The organism is Bartonella sp. TS25HLJMH (genome assembly GCF_042193505.1).
Lineage (GTDB): Bacteria > Pseudomonadota > Alphaproteobacteria > Rhizobiales > Rhizobiaceae > Bartonella > Bartonella grahamii.
In genome coordinates this window covers 1-4,041 of sequence record NZ_JBHILV010000045.1, presented here as the reverse complement: position 1 = coordinate 4,041, position 4,041 = coordinate 1, and the positions used below count along the sequence as shown (strand labels likewise).

Genomic DNA, 4,041 nt, shown 5'->3' with positions numbered 1-4,041 from the left:
ATAATAAAGGGCTAGCTCTGCTCCAAATTGTCCGGCAGAGAGGATTGGCGTTGCGTAAAAAAAGCAAAAAAAGCCTTGAAGACAGCAAGAATGTCAACAACATCCACACGATCAATCAATTCAATAGATTCATGGGACATATCGGCTAAAAGTGCTGTGATGCCTTCTGTTGCTTCACTTGTGAACAAAACTTGAGAAAGCTTTGTAATAAGCACATCATTGTTCAATGCTAACTTCTGCTCTCCAAACTCAGGAAGCAGAAGTTCTGTCAATTGTGGTCCAATCAACACCGCTAATTGCTTGGCTTGTTTGAAAGTGGGGCGATAAAAGGTCAGTTTCTTGCAGAGAGTTTCTTTGCCACCTTTATCTTGATAAAGAAGCGGAACCTGCAATTCTACATCAACACTTGTTTGTAAACTTGTCATGATCAATTCCTATAAATTGAGAATAGAGCGACGGCGAGAACCGATCTCTTGCCCGTTGCGCACAAGCCACCCGCCCCGTTTAAACGAAAAGCGGTGCAAAACAGAACCATCCCAAAATTCTGTATAGTCCCAAATATTTTTGATCTCGCAATCATAGCCTGTCGCTTTTCCAGCCGTTAAGCCTTCACTATCCACTTTGACCAAGCGCCCTGTAACATCAATGGAATGTTCATGCTCACGCCCATCTTCTTCAGAGATCACATGTTTTTTGCCTGTAAATTTATGACGAAGACCAGGGGGACCACCAAAAATACCGATGACCTCAGGGGTATGGCTGCGGATTTTCATTTGCAAGCCAAGGGCTTTGACACCAAGACCGCTCACATCAATCTGCATATCAGAGCCCCCTGGTTGATAGGTTTCGGTGATTTCTTCCAACGTGGGCAGTTTCAATGTTTCAAGATCAAGGTGAAGGTTCACATCATCATCAACAATCAGCGTAAAACCGCGGACAATGCGTAAAGTCATGCTTTAACTCCTTGCTGCTTTGCGATAAGTTTCAAGCGTATCGCCAAATTGATAGGTCATTTTCTTTTGGATATCTTGCGCCAACCGGTCAAAATAAGCACTATTGCGCCGGCTGCCGAAACTTAAATCTTCTAAGGGTGGTACTTCTTCTGCATCAAATTCCACCCGCAATTTTCCAAGCTGTAAATTACTGTTTGAATTCAAATCACGATCAAACCAAACTCGCCCACCAAGCAATGCACCACGGGCAATCATATCATCAAGAAAGCTGGTCAAAGAGCGGGTAATGGCAATAACATGTTGACCAGTAAGGTTTTCATCATTCGCCCAAGGGCGCAAATTGTTGATGATGGTTTTTTCCAAGGCTGCACGGGTGCGCACCACATTGACAAAGCGCCACAATGGGTCACTGGAGGTGGTATGGTTGCCCCATAAAATACGCCCATTGGAAGCTACTTCTCCCTGCGCATTTTGGCTAAGCCGTGCTGGAATAAAGGTTGCAATATCGGCTTGGTTGAGGCGATTTGCCTCATGATCGATTTCGCCATCAAAATAGCTAATCGGGCGCGCCGTGCCTAAAATGCCATGCACATCTTGGTTGGAGGGAGACCAAAAAACACCGCCCCTTTGCTTATCACGTTTGATAAACATGGCGGCAGCAAAGGGACTTGCCGGTTTAACACTAACACCACCATCACTATTTGCCACCCGTACAAAGGGGTCAATCAAATAACAAAAGCGTGAGGAAAAATCTGCACGATAGGCAAGGCTTTCTTCCGCATTTTTACCACCCGTATCAAAAACCGCAATCGCTTGTAGCTTTTCTGCAACCTGTTCCAAGGCGTCTGCCACGGGGTTTTTACCATTATCAAGGCGCCCTGCACTATAAGCCGGTGCCAGTAAAATCCCAGGCTCTACCCCTAAATGCCCTCTAGCGTGTTTTAGCGCATGCACACCGGTCAAATGAGCGTTTGATCCCACCATCTCAGTTTGTGTCTCAGCAATGGTTGATTTTTCTTCCACACGCACAAGGATAATTTGTGCCTCAATCCCCTGCGCACACACGGCGTTAATAACATCAAGAGCCGTGCCTCTTGTCCCAAGCTTTTGGATTTTCTCACCCTCATGCGTAAAGAGAAGAACAGGCTCGTTGAGGGGATAGGTCTGTGCATCAGCATCAGGGGCTGTAACAACCGCTCCAATGGCGGTCTGATCAAATGTTGCTAAAGGACGGGAATCCTCACCAGCCTCTACAATGCGAATCCCATGATTAAATTCTGTTGCCATCTTGCTCTCCAAATCAATGAAGAGACCATAACAAGAAACAACAGACGATCATAAGACTGACACTGTCACTCAAAAAGCCCTTTAAAAGGGCTTTGAAAGAGCGATAAAAGGACTTAAAAACATATAAGCCTGCTTATAGAACAGCTATCCATTTGACTTCTGTCATATCTTGGTTACTTGTGCATCCATTTATTCTTTCCATAATCTTATAAGAACGGCACCATCAGCACCAGCACCACTTGGAGAATAATCAGAGTGAGCACCAGCACCACCACCACCAAAACCACGTCCTGCTTTTCCTGAACTATAGGAACCTTTGCCTAGTCCTCCAGAGCCACCACGTGATGTATCACCCCCAGCATCGCCTCCATTACCGCTTGTTTTACTCGTAATTCCACTCGTTCCAGCATAACCATTTCCGCCTTTGGCAATTCCTAGATGTTCGTCTGTTGCTAAACCAAAGTTTCCACCCGTACCTCCAGCACCGCCATCGCCTGAATAGTAGTAAGTAGTAGTACCAGCAAATCCGTGATCTCTAGAGGAGTAAGCACCCCCACCACCATGTCCTCCTGTAGCGGTAATAAAATTCTTTCCAACAACTGTTGTTCCTCCAGAATTTCCTGTCGCACTGCGTGATGCAACAGAAGCGCCTCCTTTACCAATTGTGATATCTTGATGACCGTTTAAACTCGCTTTATAGCCATACCACACGCTACAACCACCTCCTCCGCCGCCTCCTCCTAATCTTGGTGTATCCGCTCCACCACCACTACCGCCACCGCCCCATGCTTGGATCTCAACTTTAGTTTTATCGGTGACCCAATCGGGCCACTCAATTTTTCCATCTTGCGTATAGAGCAATTCAGCATCAGCAAGGGCAGTCCAATTCGTGATTTTATCGGTCAAATCTTTTTTAAGACTCTTTATCTGTGCCAAGATGGCTGCATCCACTTGTGATTTGGTATAAACAGCTTCGTCATCAACTCTCAAAGGCCCTTTAAGCGAGCTTCCGGTTGTGCTTAGACTGCTAACGACTTTGTTGTTATGGATAAGGTTAAACGACGAATTACCCAACAGTTCTAAACTGCCACTCATAGTGACTTTGCTGGTAAATTTATTATAACTTTGCCATTCATTTGGGCTTGCTAGGCGACCATAGCTTGTGAGATCTTCATTGATCTTGGCTCTAAAATCATCAAGCCCCACAATATCTTCGGTTTTATGTTGATGTGCGCCTAACAGTGAGACAGCACTGCCAAAAGTGAAGTTATTATTGCTTGATTTATAGAGAACATAATTATTTGCGGCATCTTTTGCCCCCTCGATATCGCTTAAATCAGCAAATGAGAAGGTTTTATCGGCTGCCATTTTGCCTTTGAGAGCCGCTTCAAGATCGGCAACATCACTTATTGTATGCGTGTGTTTTAAAGGTGCTTTTCCCTCTACCTTTTCCTCAACTTCCATCATGGCTTGATCAATTTTGGTCAAGTTTTCCCGCAAGATTGGGAATTCAGAACTGATAAAACGACCTTCTTTAGGCAATTCCATGTCGAGTTTTTTGGTTTTGGTCATCTCTGTTCTCCCATTATAATATGCCAGCGCCAAAATCACTCACCATGGACCGTGCAGCAGGTCCACCGGTAAGCGTGAGTTTCAAGCGCGCTTGTTTGGCTGTTTTGTCACTACTCACAAATTTGCGCTCTGTCCAAAGTGGTTCAGCGAGTTGCTCTGTTTCGTCGAGTTTCAAAGGAACAAACGCCCCATCATCCAGTTGCATCTCCAGTGAAAAGGTTGCACCGCC

The 4,041-nt window shown here is 45.3% G+C and carries 5 protein-coding genes; all 5 read right to left on the bottom strand.

Annotation, left to right across the window (positions count from 1 at the left end):
• Positions 1–11: 11 nt before the first annotated feature.
• Positions 12–425, bottom strand: coding sequence for a hypothetical protein (locus tag ACFINF_RS08855; RefSeq protein ID WP_375620538.1), 414 nt, complete (start codon positions 423–425; stop codon positions 12–14).
• Positions 426–434: 9 nt separating this feature from the next.
• Positions 435–953, bottom strand: coding sequence for a phage major tail tube protein (locus ACFINF_RS08850; RefSeq protein WP_375612336.1), 519 nt, complete (start codon positions 951–953; stop codon positions 435–437).
• A 3-nt stretch (positions 954–956) separates the two neighbouring features.
• Entirely contained in the window at positions 957–2,240 is a 1,284-nt protein-coding gene (locus ACFINF_RS08845; protein ID WP_375620537.1) for a phage tail sheath C-terminal domain-containing protein, read from the bottom strand.
• A gap of 189 nt (positions 2,241–2,429) precedes the next feature.
• Complete coding sequence (locus ACFINF_RS08840; RefSeq protein WP_375620536.1) at positions 2,430–3,812, bottom strand: Bgr_08870 family protein; 1,383 nt, start codon at positions 3,810–3,812, stop codon at positions 2,430–2,432.
• A 13-nt stretch (positions 3,813–3,825) separates the two neighbouring features.
• The coding region (locus tag ACFINF_RS08835) for a hypothetical protein (protein ID WP_375620535.1) at positions 3,826–4,041 on the bottom strand (216 nt) is incomplete at its 5' end.